This window comes from Salipaludibacillus sp. HK11 (assembly GCF_047795645.1).
Lineage (GTDB): Bacteria > Bacillota > Bacilli > Bacillales > Salisediminibacteriaceae > Salipaludibacillus.
Genome location: NZ_CP181045.1, coordinates 3,003,978 through 3,022,035, shown reverse-complemented (window position 1 = coordinate 3,022,035; position 18,058 = coordinate 3,003,978). Strand labels below are relative to the sequence as shown.

At 36.3% G+C, this 18,058-nt stretch carries 13 protein-coding genes; 5 read left to right on the top strand and 8 right to left on the bottom strand.

Annotation, left to right across the window (positions count from 1 at the left end):
* The first annotated feature begins 207 nt into the window (after positions 1-207).
* Positions 208-7,083 (top strand): pullulanase, encoded by a 6,876-nt coding sequence (locus tag ACM26V_RS14475; protein WP_416151885.1) that lies wholly within the window; start codon positions 208-210, stop codon positions 7,081-7,083.
* 88 nt (positions 7,084-7,171) lie between these two features.
* Here the strand turns inward: ACM26V_RS14475 and ACM26V_RS14470 are convergent, their stop codons facing one another.
* The 3 genes from ACM26V_RS14470 to ACM26V_RS14460 all read right to left on the bottom strand — a co-directional run bounded on the left by ACM26V_RS14470 (position 7,172) and on the right by ACM26V_RS14460 (position 9,809).
* Positions 7,172-8,035: a dimethylarginine dimethylaminohydrolase family protein gene (locus tag ACM26V_RS14470; RefSeq protein ID WP_416147426.1), complete on the bottom strand. Its 864-nt coding sequence runs from the start codon at positions 8,033-8,035 to the stop codon at positions 7,172-7,174.
* 149 nt (positions 8,036-8,184) lie between these two features.
* Positions 8,185-8,949, bottom strand: coding sequence for a dimethylarginine dimethylaminohydrolase family protein (locus ACM26V_RS14465; RefSeq protein WP_416147425.1), 765 nt, complete (start codon positions 8,947-8,949; stop codon positions 8,185-8,187).
* Positions 8,950-9,341: 392 nt separating this feature from the next.
* Positions 9,342-9,809, bottom strand: a complete 468-nt coding sequence (locus ACM26V_RS14460) for a hypothetical protein (protein ID WP_416147424.1) — start codon at positions 9,807-9,809, stop codon at positions 9,342-9,344.
* 706 nt (positions 9,810-10,515) lie between these two features.
* Here ACM26V_RS14460 and ACM26V_RS14455 point away from each other — a divergent pair.
* From ACM26V_RS14455 to ACM26V_RS14445, 3 genes are all read left to right on the top strand, one after another.
* Complete coding sequence (locus tag ACM26V_RS14455) at positions 10,516-10,719, top strand: hypothetical protein (RefSeq protein ID WP_416147423.1); 204 nt, start codon at positions 10,516-10,518, stop codon at positions 10,717-10,719.
* 30 nt (positions 10,720-10,749) lie between these two features.
* A complete protein-coding gene (locus ACM26V_RS14450) occupies positions 10,750-10,944 on the top strand; it encodes a hypothetical protein (protein WP_416147422.1) in 195 nt (64 codons plus the stop codon).
* A 315-nt stretch (positions 10,945-11,259) separates the two neighbouring features.
* Positions 11,260-12,792 (top strand): SEC-C metal-binding domain-containing protein, encoded by a 1,533-nt coding sequence (locus tag ACM26V_RS14445; protein WP_416147421.1) that lies wholly within the window; start codon positions 11,260-11,262, stop codon positions 12,790-12,792.
* 176 nt (positions 12,793-12,968) lie between these two features.
* On the opposite strand, the gene ACM26V_RS14440 is transcribed toward ACM26V_RS14445, so the two are convergent.
* From ACM26V_RS14440 to ACM26V_RS14420, 5 genes are all read right to left on the bottom strand, one after another.
* On the bottom strand, positions 12,969-13,559 hold the full coding sequence (locus tag ACM26V_RS14440) for a molybdopterin-dependent oxidoreductase (protein ID WP_416147420.1): 591 nt from the start codon (positions 13,557-13,559) through the stop codon (positions 12,969-12,971).
* 124 nt (positions 13,560-13,683) lie between these two features.
* Positions 13,684-13,806 carry an AgrD family cyclic lactone autoinducer peptide gene (locus ACM26V_RS14435; protein WP_416147419.1) on the bottom strand — a complete coding sequence of 41 codons (123 nt, stop codon included), beginning with the start codon at positions 13,804-13,806 and terminating at the stop codon, positions 13,684-13,686.
* Complete coding sequence (locus ACM26V_RS14430; protein ID WP_416147418.1) at positions 13,790-14,383, bottom strand: accessory gene regulator ArgB-like protein; 594 nt, start codon at positions 14,381-14,383, stop codon at positions 13,790-13,792. The genes ACM26V_RS14435 and ACM26V_RS14430 overlap by 17 nt, the downstream gene beginning before the upstream one ends.
* Before the next feature lie 5 nt (positions 14,384-14,388).
* Positions 14,389-15,645, bottom strand: coding sequence for a hypothetical protein (locus tag ACM26V_RS14425; RefSeq protein WP_416147417.1), 1,257 nt, complete (start codon positions 15,643-15,645; stop codon positions 14,389-14,391).
* Positions 15,646-15,681: 36 nt separating this feature from the next.
* A complete protein-coding gene (locus ACM26V_RS14420) occupies positions 15,682-16,479 on the bottom strand; it encodes a two-component system sensor histidine kinase NtrB (RefSeq protein WP_416147416.1) in 798 nt (265 codons plus the stop codon).
* Positions 16,480-16,916: 437 nt separating this feature from the next.
* Between ACM26V_RS14420 and ACM26V_RS14415 the strand changes: the two genes are divergently transcribed.
* A complete protein-coding gene (locus tag ACM26V_RS14415; protein ID WP_416147415.1) occupies positions 16,917-17,660 on the top strand; it encodes a S1C family serine protease in 744 nt (247 codons plus the stop codon).
* Positions 17,661-18,058: the final 398 nt, after the last annotated feature.

The following is an 18,058-nucleotide window of genomic DNA, read 5'->3' as shown; positions in this document are numbered from 1 at the left end:
GCTAGCATAGGTTGTGTAGGAAAACGCTTGCACAAAGTTTATTAGCTAATTTTGTAAAAGTGTATTTTTTTAACTTTTAGCGCAAACGCTTTCGTAAATTACAATTTCAAAAAAGGAGGAATGAAGATTAGATAATCCATTATTATTTCAGAAAATCAATTATCAATTTACAATTAAAATTTTTAAAAAGGAGCTGGACGATCTTTGATGAAACGAAAAATGAAACGTTATTCGGCTATTTTTATGGTGTTTGTTATGCTGATGAGCTTACTGCCAACATTTATAATTGCACAACCTGTTCAAGCAGAAGAAGAAATTGATGTTAATGCTATAGAAAATAATATGGATGAAATTCAGGACAACCACCTCCGTGTTCACTTTGAAAACCGAGATAGAAACGTAGCCGACCTAGCTCTATGGCTATGGGGAGATGTGGCAACACTATCTGAAGAGGAAGGTGACTGGCCAGATGGTAAGTCATTTATAGAAAATCAATCTACAGATTATGGTCCATATTTGGATATTGAACTTAATGAGAGCGCCGAATTAATCGGCCTGAACGTATTATATGAGAATGATAATTTACTAGAGGGATTAGAGATTGAACTGATCACTGAGGCTATGAACGAAGTTTGGATTTCTGAACAAGGGGATATTTTTGTTTATGAACCAGTGGATCTTCCAGATGACCACATTCGTATTCATTATTACAGTGAAGAAGAAAGTTATGAACCTTGGGGTGTTTGGGCTTGGGGCGAAGTTTCAGCTTCATTTGAAAATTGGCCGGAAGATGCGCAATCGTTTTCCAATGAACAGATAGGGAAATATGGGGCATATATCGACCTTGAACTAAATGAAAATGCTAGTGGAATTGGCTTCCTTCTCGTTAATCGAGAAAACGGAGACGAACAGACGGAAGATATGTCATTCAATGATGTTGAAAACCACAACCAGATTTTTATCCGAGAGGGAGATTTAGATGTCTATACAAATCCATACTATTTCTCGGAAGAAGAAGAGGAAGTAGAATATAAGGATGGCGAAAATGATATTTCAGTTAGTGGCGAAGTGTCGTCATCACTCAATTATAATGAAAGCGCTATATTGTCAGTGGTCATTGAAAATGATGATAATGTTGGCATTGAGGAGATTTATGCTGACTTGAGTGAACTGGGTGGAAGGAACGAAACAAAAATCCTGACGGATACAAATCGCCTATCGATTTCTGTTCGCCACGATATAGAGCCTGGGGAGAAAAACATTCCAATAACTGTAATTGATGAAGAAAACGGAACATATACAGGCAATGGAACAGTTGTGGTTGAACCACGTCCAGCAAAAAATGGTGATTTTGACTGGGATGAAGCGATGATTTATTTTATGTTGACCGACCGATTCTATGATGGAGATTCAAGTAACAACGATCCATATGGGATTGGTTATGACGATTTTGATAATGATCGTGGCACATATCAAGGCGGCGATTTCGTCGGTATTACGAAAAAGTTAGATTACTTAGATGACTTAGGAATTAATACAATCTGGATTAACCCGATTGTAGAGAATGTTGGACATGATGTAGAGTTTGCTAGTGAAAGTGGGGCATACTTTGGCTATCACGGTTACTGGGCAAGTAATTTTGAAGAATTGAATCCTCACCTCGGTTCGATGGAGGATTTCCATAATTTAATTGATGCAGCTGCAGACCGTGATATGAAAATCATGGTAGACGTTGTATTGAATCATCCAGGTTATGGAGTGAAGGAAGAAGATGCGCTCCCAGAAAATGAACGACCTGATGGATACCCGACAGATGGAGACCGTGAACGTTTTGCAGGAATGATTCGAGAAGAGTCAGGGTCGAATGATTTAACGATGGAATTAGCCGGTTTACCAGATTTTTTAACAGAAGAAGCAGATGTTCGTGAAGCAATTATCGATTGGCAAACGAGCTGGATTGAACGATCGACAACAGCTAACGGTAACTCTATTGATTTCTTCCGTGTCGATACTGTAAAACATGTCGATGATACGACTTGGCAGCAATTTAAGAATGAGTTAACGATGGAGATGTCTGAATTCAAAATGATTGGTGAATCTTGGGGTGCTGGTCCAAACAACGATCATGGCTACCTCGATAGCGGTATGATGGATTCACTGCTTGATTTTGATTTCAAAAATAGCGCGAGAAGATTTGCACAAGGTAATCTTGAAAGTGTTAACGAAGATCTCAAAGAGAGAAATGCAGGGATTGATAATAAAGCAACACTTGGTCAATTCCTTGGAAGTCATGACGAAAGTGGATTCCTTTCTCATCAAGTCGATGGAAATGAAGGAATGCTAAAAGTGGCTGCAGCTCTGCAAATAACTGCTAAAGGGCAGCCTGTTATCTATTACGGGGAAGAACTTGGTCAATCTGGAGCTGACAATTGGCCGCAATACGACAATCGGTATGATTTAGATTGGGATAATGTAGAGGGCAATGATATTCTTGAGCATTATCAAGCTATTCTTTCATTTAGAGGTGATAACTCTGAAGTTTTTGCTCGCGGGGAACGAAACCAAATAGCAGGATCAGATGATGAGGAATTTCTTTTATTTGATCGGGCATACAACGGAGATAGTGTTTATGTTGGTTTAAACGTTTCCGAAGAGGAACAGTACGTTACTCTTAACGTGGATTCTGAAGATGTCGAGGTTATGAACCACTATAATGGTGAGGCGTTTGCTACGAACAGCGATAATGAAGTGACGATTCCGATACCAGCAATGGCTGATGGTGGAACGGTTCTTTTAACAGCAGTTGGAGGCGAGATTCTAACGGCTAATGCTGGTGATGGTGACGATGTAAATGAAGCACCAACTCCGCCAGGTATTCCTGACAATACGTTACGTGTTCATTATGAAAATGAGCAAAACGACTTTTCAGGACTTGGTCTATGGTTTTGGGAAGATGTTGTCACTGCATCTGAAGATAATGGGGCGTGGCCAGATGGATCTACATTATTCTCAGAAGGAGGGACAACAAGTTACGGCGCCTATGTTGATATAGATTTGATTGAAAATGCTGAAAGAGTGAGTTTGCTCGTGAATAATAGGCCAGCGGGTGAAAATCTTACGGGTGATATCAACCTTCGACTTTTCTCAGCAAAAATGAACGAAATTTGGCTTTCTGAAAGCGGCGACGTTTCGTTGATTGAACCAGTGGAATTACCGGAAAATACAGTAAGACTACATTACGAAAGAGACGACAAGGCATATGAGCCATGGAGAGTTTGGACGTGGGGAGATGTACTAGAGGCAACAACAGATTGGCCAACAGGAGCGCATCCATTTTCGAACGATCAAACTGGAAAACATGGGGCATACATTGACTTGGATCTTGCAGAAGATGCCGATGAAATTGGCTTTTTGTTATTGAATCCAGACTCTGGTGATCAAACGGAAGATATGACTTTTTCAGGTTTAAGAGAATATAATCATATCTTCATTCGTGAAGGAGATGAAACAGTTTATACGAATCCTTACTATGTTTTCGAAGAAGGTCTTGAAAGTGGAGAGATGCTCTCGGAAGAATTAATCGAATTACGTTTCACATCTACAGAGGATTTTTCTAATGAAGATTTAGAAGAAGGGCTAGAGATTGTTGATAAGGATGGAATTGACGTTGATTTTGACAGTGTATCCAAAAATGATGATGGAAAAACAGTCAATATTAATGGTAGTTTTGATTTAGATGAAGTGCCATATGAAGTGACATACATGGATAAGACCGTAGTTGTTTCTATTGGCTGGCGTTACAAAGATGAAAAGTATGCATATGAAGGTGATTTAGGCGTTGATTTGCACGAAGATGGTTCGGCAACATTGAAAGTGTGGTCTCCAAGTGCTGACAACGTGTCGATCGTTTTGTATGACGCAGACGATCAGTACGAAGTAATCGCAGAGGGGGTTGAAATGACGCGAGGGGATCGCGGTGTTTGGCAAGTAACGCTCGATGAAGATAACACAAGTGTCACAGATCTAAACGGATATTACTATCATTTTGAAATTGAACGTGGCGGTGAATCGGTCCTTGCACTCGATCCATATGCGAAATCGATGGCAACATGGAATAGCGATGATACTGATAACGTTCCGATAGGTAAAGCGGCGATTGTTGATCTCAGTGCGATTGGTCCAGAACTCGATTTTGCTGACATTGATGGTTTTGAAAAACGAGAAGATGCGATCATTTACGAAATACATGTACGTGATTTCACATCTGATCCAGACATCGATGAAGAGTTGGAGGCACAGTTTGGAACGTTTGCATCATTCATAGAAAAACTTGATTACATCGAAGACTTGGGCGTAACACACGTGCAAATGCTTCCAGTAATGAGTTATTTCTTTGCAGATGAATTCAACAATGATGAACGATTGCTAGAGTATGACTCCACACAAAACAACTATAATTGGGGTTATGATCCACACAGTTACTTCTCATTAACAGGCATGTATTCGGAAGATCCCGATGATGCAGAGAAGAGGATAGAAGAGTTTAAGATGCTTATTGATGAAATTCATGACCGTGGCATGGGTGTTATACTAGATGTCGTTTACAACCACACGGCTCGCGTAGAAATCTTTGAAGATCTTGAACCAGAATACTATCATTTCATGAACGCTGACGGAACGTCTCGGACAAGCTTTGGCGGTGGCCGTCTTGGTACCACTCATGAAATGTCACGAAGAATTCTCGTAGATTCTATCATGCATTGGGTCGAAGAATACAAAGTCGACGGTTTCCGATTTGATATGATGGGTGACCATGATGCCAAAAGCATCCAAATCGCCTACGACAAAGCAAAAGCAGCTAACCCGGATATCGTGATGATTGGGGAAGGATGGGAAACATTCGCTGGCGACGAGAATGGTGGAGATGTGATGCCTGCTGACCAGCAATGGATGCAGCACACAGAATCTGTAGGTTCTTTCTCTGATGAATTTAGAAATGAACTGAAGTCTGGTTTCGGAAGTGAAGGGCAGCCACGATTCCTTACAGGTGGTGCTCGTAATATTCAGCAAATTTTTGACAATGTGACGGCTAATCCACACAATTTCACAGCAACGAATCCAGGAGATGTCGTGCCTTATATTGCAGCACATGACAACTTGACGTTGCATGATGTGATAGCTCAATCGATTAAGAAAGATCCTGAGCATCACCAAGAAGAAATTCACCAAAGAATTCGGTTAGGTAACTTGATGGTGTTAACATCGCAAGGAACGGCGTTCATCCATGCGGGGCAAGAATTTGGACGTACGAAGCAGTTCCGTGCTGAAACGGATGAAGCACCATACAAGTCAACGTATATGGAAGATGAGAATGGAGAACCATTTGAATATCCATATTTCATTCACGATTCCTATGATTCGACGGATGCGATCAATATGATCGAGTGGGATAAGGCAACAGAAGCAGAAGCTTATCCAATAAATAACCAGACACGTGAATACACGACAGGATTGATTGAATTACGCCGATCTTCTGACGCTTTCCGGTTAGGAACGATGGAAGAAATTGCAGACAAGGTAACTTTGATTGATGCGCCTGAAATTGCCGATGAAGACTTAATTATTGGGTACAAAACGGTTTCTTCTGATGACTTAGAAGAATACTACGTTTTTGTGAACACAGATAATCAAGAACGCACGTTGACAATGAATGGTATTGATTTGACCAAAGGTACAGTACTTGTTGATAGCAATGAATCAGGAATCGTTGAAGTCACAGATCCAAGTGGATTTGAGCTTACAGAAGAGCAAATCACGATTGATGCTCTTACGGCTGTTGTTGTGAAAAAAGACGTGAGGTTTGAAAAAGAGCTAGATTTGGAAGATATTGAAGAGGGAGAAGAGGTTTCTGAAAAGTTACCTGGATTGAATAATGTTATTCGATTTAATGGCAAAACTCTTATCGAAACCAATGCTTCAATTAGTTTTGCCATTGTTGATAAAGATGTAGGGAAAGAAATGAAAGTACACTTTCCATCTAGTATCTTTAAAAATGCAACAGGAGAAGTAACATTCACTGCAACATGCTCTGATCCAAGGGGGATCGAGGGCGATAAGAAAGCATATAGCAATAGTTATAATCTCACATTAAGGGGAGATGGAATCGACAGCAAGGACTTTGGAGAGAATCCAGTTAAGCTTGAAATACCAGTGAAAAATGTACCTGAAGAAATAGATGTGAACAAACTTGCGATTCACTATTTCAATGAGGATACAGATAGCTGGGACTATATTGGAGGATCTTTTAAAGATGGTGTCATTATAGGGGAAACTCCTCATTTTAGCGAATTCGCTGTATTGGAAGATGTCCGTTTAGATGAAGCTATGGATGAGATTCTAGATTTGCAGGAGCAGATATTAGACCTTAATGATAGAATCCAAGAGTTAGAAAACGATAATTCAGTCGAGGAGCTTAAGAAGTTATTCGCTGAACTTGAAAAAGAAATAAGCGATCTTGTAAACAAATATCAAGACTTAGCAAATGTAAATGTTGAACTTGAAAAGCTACTAAATGATCTACGTGCAGAATTAGATTATGCATTTGCGGAAGCGGATGAAAAGGCGCAAATGTTACAAGAGCAACTTAATGATTTATTAGAAATGATCCAAGATCTTAATAATGATAGTAATTTGGAAGATCTTGAAAAGAAATTAGCCGAACTTGAAGCCAAGTATTCGGAGTTAAAAAGTGATTCTGATCTGGAAAAAATGCTAAATGATCTTAAAGTGGAGCTCGAAAAGTTAAAAGAATCACAACTTGAGACACCTGGGACCGATGAGGGTGATAGTGAAGGTGATGCTGACTCTGCAGATGATGGATCAAAAAGTGGTGACGTTTCAGCAAACGGAGAGAATGAAAGGTCAGAATCAGAATCTGACCAAGAAAGAAAAGATGGTGAAACATTGCCAGAAACTGCGACAAATACTTTTAATCTCTTATTCATCGGTGTGCTGCTCCTATTAGTAGGTGGTACTATTGGAGGGGTAGTTTACTATAAGAAAAGAAATAGTGTAACTGAATAATAATTATCTGAAAGAAGTATTAACCTTCAGAACAAATGGATCCATAAAAATGACCCAAATAGCCAAAATAGCTATTTGGGTCATTTTTTTAGTTATATTCTCTGATCAATGGTAAAGTACAGCACCTAAACGATCCCCCTGATTTTATAATTTCTGTAATGTCGACTTCAATAACCTCGAATCCGCGTATACGAAGTTGTTGGTTGACTTCTCTGTTGACCGGTAGACTAAGTATTTTTTTGTCACCGATAGAAAGGACATTCGTTCCAAGTGTAAATTGTTCTTCTTCATTCACTTCAATTAAATCAAAATGAGATGCTAATACCTTTAGTTCTTTTCGATCAAAGGCATCAGGATAATAAAGTGCTTCCGTTTTAGAAATGATATTAAATACGCAATCTAAGTGAAGATACTTTGTTTTGAAGGGTATTGTGACGACTTCATATTCGTGCAAAAGCGTTTGTAGATGATGAATAGACTGTTGATTTGTGCGATTACTGAGACCAATGTAGATCTGATGACCGTTAATGAGTACATCGCCACCTTCAACCCTATCGCCAATCAAATTGTAATAAGAAATTTCATGTTTTTCTAACCATTCCTTTAAGACGTTTTCTTCACCAATTCGTGCTCCATGAGCCATTTCAGCAACAAAAATTGTTTGTCCAAGCGTAAAACCGATGTCGCGAGTGAATACTTGTTCTGGAAATTGTTTTTTTACAGGCAAAAGAATGACTTTAATCCCGTGTTTTTTTAATGTGTCAATGAGGTCTTGGTGTTGCATCTGAGCCTTTTTTAAATGGAATTCTTCGTCCTTAAAGTGTTTTTGTGTCTCATTTATTTGCTCTTTGATCGTCATATGGTGCGGTTCACATAAAAACACTTTAGTTAATTTATCATACTCAGTTCTACATAGTGATTTTTCTGTTATCTTTCGTAATTTCATGGACATCCTCCTGAATAGTTGGGTCTTTTATAATTAGCATTTCCAATTTTATGAAAGAATATGAATCGTGGGATTTTTGCAGAGTTTTGTAAATTGGAATAGGAAGAGACTGCCACCAAAAGTATTCTGGGACAGCCTAATAACAACCTTTCATCTCATTCACGCAATAAAGGAAGAGTACAGCAACGGAATGAACCTCCCGATTTAATAATTTCTGAGATATCTACTTCAATGACATCGTAACCACGGTTTAGAAGTTGTTGATTGGTTTGCCTGTTTATTGGAAGACTAAGAATTTTTCTTTCACCAAGAGACAGGACATTTGTAGCTAATGTAAATTGCTCCTCTGTGTTAATTGGAATTAAATCAAACTGATTCGCCAATCTAGCAATCTCATTTTGATTAAATGCTGGTTGAAAATAAAGAGCCTCGGTAGGAGAGATAATATTAAATACGCAATCTAAATGAAGGTATTTATTTGAAAAAGGAATAGCTATTACCTCATATTTTGGTAAAAGTTCTTTTATTTGCCCAATAGCTTGTTGATTTACCCTTTGACTAAGACCGACGTATAGCTGATATCCGTGAACGATGACATCCCCACCTTCAATGATATCGTTGATTAAACTGAATTTAGTTAGTCCTTCACCTTTTAACCATTCTGTAAGAATATTTTCTTCTCCACGTCGAGCTTCATGAGCCATATTTGCAATGAAAAATGATTCTCCTATAGTAAAACCAATGTCGCGAGTGAATACTTGTTCTGGAAAATTTGGCTGATTATTGAGGATGATTACTTCAATGTCGTGTTTTGTTAAAGTATCTACAAGATTTTGGTGTTGGTTCAATGCCAATTTATTAGAAAATTCATTTGTATTATAATGTTTCTGTGTTTCATTAATTTGGCCATGAATACTCATATGTTGGGGTTTACACAAGATAACACGCTTTAATTTGTCGAATTCATTCTGGCAATTCATTTTTTGTGTGGGCTTAAACATTTCCATAAGAAACCTCCGTTGATATTTATAATCGAATTGGCATTGGAGTTGAAAAACAAATGTATTAAAAGAAAAGTAATAATTTTATTACAACAAAACTAAATCCACTATACAGTAAAGCATTCCGAATATACATGAGGGCAATCATTTTTTTTCTTATTTTAACATAAATAGATTTAGAGCCAACTAGACTTGTAAGGTTTTGTTTCTAATATTATGTTGTTTAATGTCGGTGTTAGTTATATAAAAAAAGCACCACAAAGGGTGCTAAAACGATACAACTCTTAGATTAGATTTTCATTCAAATATATTTACACAAAAGCTCGAACGCGTTGTTCAAATCGATCCCAGTTGGGAAACTGGTTGGGCTCATATAAAGAGCCGACCTCCATTTGAAATTGGTTATTATAGGATTCAGTCATCCGAAACTGGTTATTTAATTCTTCTTTAGTAGCTGTATCTGTGTAATATCGTTTAATGACATAGAACAATTCGTTTTTAACTTCTTCTGGACTCACTTGAAATTGGTTTGATAAATAGTTAATCGCTTCATTAAGGTCACTTGCAGCAGGTATTAAGCTATCATCACTAATGTAACATTCATATCTGGAACCTGGCTTTTTAATAATATTTGAGTTATATACTAACAGATAGAAACTTCTACACAAATTGTAAATAAGCGGTGACTTTATATTGTTCTGCAAAAGTTGAGTGACAATGGACGTGTGATCAAACGTTTCATCAATTAACAATCGATGGTTGAATTCTTGTTTAAGCATTTAAATCAACTCCTCTAGTATGATTTAAGTTAAAAACCACTTATGTAAATCACTAATTCATTAATCGAAGGAGATCTAGTCCATTGATTACCTATTATAATTAAATCCTTGCCTTTTCATGTATATTTCCTTACATCTATTTTATATTCCACTTGATTTTTTGTTATTTATACAGAATATTCAATTAAATTATTTTCTGGTTAGTAATTCTCAGGTACTAAAGGTTTTATTGTGAAATTATGAACAAGCTGTTGTATTCATATCTTTCTTTTAAAGTTCTGAAGGCTATAGTGCATAAGAAGGGCGCTCAATAACAAAGAATATTAGAAGATTTTGGTGAGGGTATTTCTGAAATGTCCATTTAGTGGTTAATTAAGGTGTAGTTATAATCAGTCAGTGGCACGATCATTCATTACTTTTTAAATTAATAAGATGTTGTTAGCGATTACTTAAAGTGAACAATAGTAAAAAAATGTATGTAATAATATAATATCAATTTTTACAATCATTGTCACCGCTTATTTCGCGATTAATGTGATTTTTTTATGTCAATTATAAATAAACGGTCAAAGGAAGTTAGTGTTCGGGCGACAGTTAGTGCATAGGTACAACGAAATCACAGAGAAATAAACAGTGCGAGTGGTATTCATTTAATTCATGATATAATAAAGTAAGATTTATTTACTTTTGTTTGGAGGGAAAGTTATTGCAATATTTATCTAAAGGACACTATAAAGAATTGAAACGTGCGACCATAGATGTGTTGAGAAGACTCAGCCAATTTATCAATATAAATACGGTATTTATCGCAAAAAATGATAGGGAAAATGTTGAAATTTATCATTCATTTAATCGTGATTACGTAGTTATTGAAGAAGGCTTTACAACCAAATTTTCCGATTCATACTGACAGTTCATTGTAGATAATGACCGTGGGTCAATGCTGGTTGAGAATTTAAATGAACATTCGTTAACGAAAGAATTGGGAGGTGGGACGCTTCTCGGAGTGCCGATCATGTTTGGAAACGGTGAAAACTATGGAACGCTCTGTGGTATCGACAAATATCCTCAGAATCGCATATGGTTTTACTTTAATGAAAGAATTAAAGGACACTGCTCAGATGATCATTGTTAATAGCGAGAGTGACCTCGCAAATTACTAAATACCTTTGTTTGCCTTAAGTGATGATGAAAATTAGTAGGAAGGACTAGGAGTACAATTCTAGTTCTTTTTTTAGTGAGGGGTCCTCGTAGTCATAGTCATCGTAATATTTCACCGACGTTTTAGGAAGGTCAAAAAGAGGGAATAAGGTAATAAAATCGTGTCTGTGCAAATATATCGAATGATTTGTACAGTCTTAGAAAAAATACTCTTGCTTTCCACATAACTGGATGCATACACTTAGGGGAGTTAAACTCTTTCGAAAAAGTTAGAAGAGGTGGAATATTCATGGATAGACAAACATTTTTAATTAAACTTGAAAAACATATCGTTTCTGATGATGAAACTGTCAGAAAGTTTATGTTAAATATACTTAGTACAAGCTTTATAGGTGATGAGAGTACATTCATGTTAGGTCTAGAAGCTAATACGATAAATCGCACGAAATGGAAAACGAATGCATACTTGAATTATTTGAAAAAGCTGCCAATGTCGGCAGAAGGAGTTAGAAGACTGCTTTCTGATTTACGAGCTGAACCTATGTCGGCTGAGCAGGCAAACTATTATTTGAGTCTGCTTAACCATGCTGATCCATGTCTTGTTGATCAATTTCAAGATGATATTTCATTAACGTTAAAGGAAAAAGGAATAAAGGTACCTAATTTATCGTTTTATACGAATCTTTGTTCCGATTCGAAAGATGCTATATTACAAAAATTACAGGGCGTAATCCGTAACATCAATGCAAGTGAACCTTTTAATTACAACCATTTTCTGTTAGGTAAACAAATGATTGAATGGATTGCTAAACGCGGACTAACTGGAGAAAATGAGATTTTGTACAGATTATCAAGAATGAAAAAAAGGTCTAAGCTGACAGTTAGTGATTTGTACGATATCGTACTCGCTGGTGATATGCAGATTGAAGCAGCTATTCCAAATCTATTAGCATTATTAAAGTTGCATTATAAAGATGAAATTTCTTCAGAAGAAGTAGTTAACAGTCTTGTTAAGATTGGCACTGATAATGTGGTTGATTTATTACAACCGTTGATTGATGATAAACATGTCTGTTTTCATGTTATTGACGTACTTAGTAATATCAAAACCGATTATGCTAAAAAAATACTATTAAAAGAATTTAAACAAACGAAAAGAAGAGACGCAAAAACGTTGATTGCAGCTAGCTTATGCGAACATTTTTCACAAGAAGCTATCCCACTGATTGAAGCCTATATCGATGAAGGCTACGAAACATGGCTGTTAACCTTAGAAGAATACTTATATTGTAACTGCATTGTTAACGGAGTGAACCATCCTAAGTTATCTGAGTGGAAACATGCAGGACAAACACCTGGATTTGGAGAGGTTGAACTAGAACCTGATACTCCCAATATGATATTTGAAGAACAAATGACACCGGGAAAACAAGGTGAGGAAGCAAGTAAATCCGATGGCTCAACATACGAAGAGCAAAACATAAAGGAAGAATCCCGTAATCAGTCAGAGTTATATAGTACGAACGAAAGTCCTGCAAATGAGTCAACAATAGCAGTGGAAGAAAATCTAGAACGTAAAACGATGTCGACCATAAGTGAAGCAAGGGAAAAGAACCTTTCAAGCACAAGAGTGTCAGAAGGTTCCAAACAAGAGGCTAACGAAGTCTCAAATAAGGAAATGAGAGCAGCAATGCAACGGTTATTAAAAGCTAGGGAAGACAATGAATTGCAAAAAAAGTTGCAGGCTGTAGGGAGAAATTCTCCATGTCCGTGTGGGAGTGGAAAGAAATTCAAAAAATGCTGTATTGGAAAGATATCGTAATCTTAGCTTAGCAACGCTTGTAGCAAAAGATACGTACAAAATAAGCTGCTAATTTTTATGTGATTAGCAGCTTATTTGTCTTTTTATTATCATGTCGTGACAGGCAAGACGACAGAACCATTTCCTGAAGGATAATGATCAGCATCTTCTCTAACACGTATAATGAACATTTATATTTATTTAAATCTTTCTTCTTTGTAAGGGTCCGCGTTCATCGAGTAACCTAATTCCTCCCAGAACCCTTCCTCATCTTCTTTCATAAATTTAATTCCAGACACCCACTTTGTTCCTTTCCATAAGTAAAAGGACGCAGGTGGAATGAAGCGCAGTGGATAACCGTGCTTAACGGAAAGAGTTTCCCAGTCGCGAGTCTCATCTTTCCATTTATATACAAAGAGTGCGTCATCACTTAACAGCTTTTCAAGTGGTAAATTTGCCGAATATCCAAAACGGTCACCATCGTAATAACCAAAGATTTTAACGTATTTTACACCGTCTTTCAGTTTGACTTTTTTCAACAACTCTCGAAAGGCAATTCCTTCAAAAATAGTATTAAACTTTGACCAAGTCGTTACGCAATGCATATCAATTGTTGAAGTTGTTTTCGGTAAGGCTATGACCTCTTCGTAACTCAACGTAATTTCTTGATCAACATCACCAAATAGTTTTAATGTCCATGTTTGTTGATCAAATTCATAGACTTCTCCTTGATGCAAAACCGGCCACTTTTCTGTTTTAAATTGTCCTGGTGGTAGAGGATTGGTCATTTTTTTATCGCTCCTTATGTAATTAATTTGATTATAAAAGATGAACCCTTCTAAGTAAAATAGAAGGGTCCACCTTTTTCATAGATTGGTCTTACAGTTTGCTGTCAATTTGGTTTATTCGTCGTTATTTTGTTTTCTTCAATGATGCAGGAATCTTTGGAGCGTGAACAAAAGGACTAGACGCACTGACAAATACGGATGACAAACTTTTAGTCATTTTAGAAACTGTTTTAGCTGTTCTTTTCATCTAATTCACCTCCTTTTTGTGAGAAAGAATTCAATGCATGAGTGAATACAATTCCTGGTGGTGTGAGCATTACTGCCTGCAATAATACGCCTAAAACAAAGCCGACTTCATCTGTTAGAACATATATGAATAGGGAAAAGATTACCCATAACATTGCAAACCGTTTCTTTTTTTGTTCCCACTGTTTTGAGTGTACTAATTGATGTCGTTCGTAGAAGGGGGCGAATATGGAAAGTAGAATCAAACTTAAACTAAAATAGGCGTAAATAAACATCGATGAGGAAGGTAAGAATACAACGGAACAAATAAGAACCACGGTAACTAAAGAACAAGCAAAAGATTGCTGCAGATGTGCACCGCCAGTCAACATCCTCATAAACATAAAAGACAAAGCAACTTGGATTGTTAACCAAAAGATGCCAAGCAACCAGCCAAGAAGGAAGATAAGTATCCAAGTGATAATCAAATTATAAATGACAGTAAAGCCGAATATTAATACGTCAAGTGGTTCAGTTTCCTCAGGATTGGCTTCTTTTATTCGTATTGCAGTTATCTTAGCTAGTTTATCTATCACCATTACTCTCATCCCCCCGTTTGGTTGCTTGTGTAAATAACTTTAAAGGGCTCTAATTGCGACAGAGTTAAGGTCATTTCATTGTCTATTTCATTTAAGGAATTTAACAAATTTAGATTGATGTCTTGGTGTTTATTAAGGTTAAGGTCTGAATCAATATGGAATTCTATGCCTTGATTATTTGTGATGACTTCAAAATTGATTCTCTTCTCAGTAACTTCATGTGATTGGGAGTGGAGAGTAATTAAGTCATTGATTACCGTATTAAGGCTTTTAATTTGTTTGAATGTAACAGGAATAGTCTCTTGAATATTAGATGAAAACCTCATTTGAATATTAAATAGCCTCGCTAACTTACGTTTATTGACTAAAAATGCAAACATTAGTTCATCGAGTGGTTGACCATATTGATAAATATTATTCTGCGGACTTTTTATACTAACTGTTCCTCTATCTAATTTTTCTTTTTCAATATAAGATTTGATAAATTCAGTAGATCCATTTTCACTCAATTTACTAATAACTTGAAAGTGATTTTCTGATTCTCTTTTTATGTTTTCAATCATCTGTGAAAATTGTTGATCTTGATCTAAGTAATATTTCTTTGCTTCTATCAAACTTCTCATTTGGAATTGAATATATAAAACATGGTAAAAAGACAAGATTAACATGAATACAATAATCGACAAGATGATCATTAATTGTTTGAAGGCCATATCGTCAGCTAGCATAACAAAAGAAGAGATACAAATAAAAATAAAAGTAAGCATGGCACTGGAAATGATCATTGTTTTAATTTTTGATGAAATCTGTGATGCAGTGATATGCATCCTCAGTTCGCTTAGGTGATAGTTTTTCCATTTCAACAAGGAACAAATAGATACGCCGATGATCACGGTCATACCTTGAAGAATAGGAGTTATAGCATTAGTAGAAAAAATCACATCAAAATAACTGAAAGATGAAAGGTTCATGATGATTTCAATGAGCAATACCTGAATAAGAACATAAAAACCGTAGCCCATTGTAGCAATGACAAAGACTTCAAGCAATTTTCTTCGTAAGAATGCCTTAATAAATAAAACAAATATAGCAATTTGTGCTGCAATAATAATTGTAAGGTGCATAGGTGTGAAGTGTAATAATGTAGAAATTGCACTCATCGCTAATGCAATCCAAAAGATTCTATTTAAATATTGACGAAATTGATAACCAAGAAGCATCAAAGGGAAGGCAAGCAAGACAACCCATTCCAATAATGACATGATAGATTTCACAATAAAGAACATAATTAATATCCCCTACCTTTTATATAAAGCATGTTTACTTGCAGGTATTTTAATAATGATATGGACACCTAATTGAGAATGGTTACGTATGTCGATCGTTCCCTGCATTGTTTCAATTATCGTTTTACAAATCGGCAACCCAATTCCAGTTCCTTCATCTTTTGTTGTATAAAATGGATAGAAAATGTTTTCCAAATCTTCGTCAGCAATTCCTGGACCACTATCAATGATATCAATATGAATGAAGTCTTTTACTTTATGAGCGTCAATTTGAATTGTTCCATTTTCCCCGATCGATTCCATTGCGTTTTTAATCATATTTATTAGCATTCTTTCAAAGCCACTCTCATTGCCACTAACGAAAACGTCGTTAGGGATGTTTTTACTAATTTCGATCTGTTTTAGAGAAGATGGATAATCATATAAAGTAATGACTTTTTCAATACTCTTTCTTACATTAATAATAGATAAATTCTCAAAGTAGGTATGACTATTTGATAGGTTTAGTAGTTCTTGAATGAGGGACTCCATTTTTGTTGATTCATCTTTGATGATAGAAATGTAGTTTTTTAATTTAGGATCGGCATTGATAGTTTCGTCTCTTTCCAGTACTTGAGTAAAACCGATCACCGAGGTAAGTGGGTTTCGTATTTCGTGAGCGAAAAATGCTGACATTTTTCCAATAGCTCTATGGTAATCATCTCTAGAAATAGCTGATCCCTCAAATTTAACTGTTTTTTTTTGAGGTGTATCATCTTCTTTTTCTTCCAAAGATTTTTTTTGGGTCGACCATTTTTTAAATAATTTCATTGCTAACACTCCTAAATATCAAGGATATGAAGTTGTCGAATAATTAAAACTAATTTATATAAACTTATCACATTTATTTGCTATAAATCCACAATAAATCCAAAAAAATATATTAAATTACAATAAATGACTTATAAGAAAATTGTCGTAAGAATAAGTATAGAATGAAGTAGCAATTAATTGGTTTCATAGAGTTGATTTTGAGACGTTAAGAAAATAACTCATGTAGAGATAAAGAAATAAATACATATACGAGAAAAACAATGCTCAATTACTAGCTATCTAGTATAATAGTAGGAAATCTGTTTTTAAAGAGAGGGAATGAGATGTTTTGCCGGAATTGCGGGGTAGAAATAGAAGATTACAGTAAAAAATGCTCCAATTGTAGATTAAAGCAACTGCCTTCTCGAAGAGCATTTTTCGTGTCCTTATTCTTGATGCTTTTACTTGGAGTCGGGTTGGGCGCGATATCCTTATTTGGTTATCAATCCTATGTAACATCGCCACCCCTTGTCTCCACTCAAATATCAGAGTGGAAAGATACATATAAAGAACCAGTATTATTTGAAGTCCCAACATTTATTGAAGTAAGAGAGACACCACGTGATCTTACAGAAGTGATTGCAGATGCGCAAAATTGTGTATACACTATCGAAACATTTAGAGAGCAAGGATCAGGTTTTCTTTACAATGAGGAAGGGATCATCGTTACAAATGCTCATGTTGTAGAGGGAATGGAGAGTGCTACGATTGTTACATCAAATGGAAATGAATATTCTGGAACGATAAAAGCGTATTCTGAAAAGTTTGACGTAGCGATTATATATGTGGAAGAATTTGAAGGAAGAGAACCTTTTCCATTAGAAGAAGATAAAGAGTTTATGACTGGAGAAGAAGTTGTTGCTTTGGGAAGTCCTTCGGGGGTCAACAATACAGCTACAATAGGTCATATTACGAACACAAATCGGCATTTAACGATTAATCAATATCATTATGAAGATTTGTATGAAATATCAGCTAAAATAAGTCATGGAAACAGTGGAGGACCATTGTTATCTCAAAAAGAGGAAAAGTTCATTGCTATTAACGCGGCTAAAAATTTAGCGGATCCTTCAATTGGGTACAGCATCCCTCTTTATAAAATAAAATCACTTGTCCAAGAAATGATTGAAAATAATTAGGGTGGAGTGAACCTAGGGGAATCGAGCCGAACCGAGTAGAAGGAAAGTAAGTAGGGAGAGAACCTAGTAGAATTCGAGTCGAACCGAGTAGGAGGAAGGTAAGTAGGGAGAGAACCTAGTAGAATTCGAGCCGAACCGAGTAGGAGGAAGGTAAGTAGGGAGAGAACCTAGTAGAATTCGAGCCGAACCGAGCAGAAGGAAGGTAAGTAGGGAGAGAACCTAGTAGAATTCGAGCCGAACCGATTAGGAGGAAAGTAAGTAGGGAGAGAACCTAGTAGAACTCGAGCCGAATCGAGTAGAAGGAAGGTAAGTAGGGAGTGAACAGAATTATAATCGTACAACCTAAGCAAGCCCTCAAACCTTCAAAGCAGTTAACTAAAAAAAGTGGAACAATATGT